Source organism: Loktanella sp. SALINAS62, from assembly GCF_018263905.1.
Lineage (GTDB): Bacteria > Pseudomonadota > Alphaproteobacteria > Rhodobacterales > Rhodobacteraceae > Loktanella.
Genome location: NZ_JAAFZU010000086.1, coordinates 1 through 326 on the forward strand (window position 1 = coordinate 1; position 326 = coordinate 326).

The window sequence follows — 326 nt, forward strand, 5'->3', positions numbered from 1 at the left end:
AAATGACGATGGGATACATCCGGTCCAGCGCCCGGGACTGCCATTCCCTGACCTCGTCCAGCACCGCGTCGGTCACGCGGCTGATCAGATCCGGCGACACTTGCAGACCGTAAACGTCTTCGAGATGGGCGCGGATGTCACGGACCGTCAGACCCGCCGCGTAGAGACCGATGATCTTGTCATCCATGCCATCGATCCGGGTCTGGCCCTTCTTCACCAGTTCGGGCTCGAAGCTGCCGTCCCGGTCCCGCGGCACGGCGATAGGCAGCTCGCCGTCCTGGCCCTTCAATCGTTTGGTGGATGAGCCGTTACGGCGGTTGGCCTGA

At 63.2% G+C, this 326-nt stretch carries 1 protein-coding gene; it reads right to left on the reverse strand.

The window, feature by feature from the left end; translation table 11 throughout:
* Positions 1–326 (reverse strand): transposase (locus tag GZH79_RS18580; protein WP_211645271.1); only part of this gene is annotated, 326 nt, incomplete at both ends.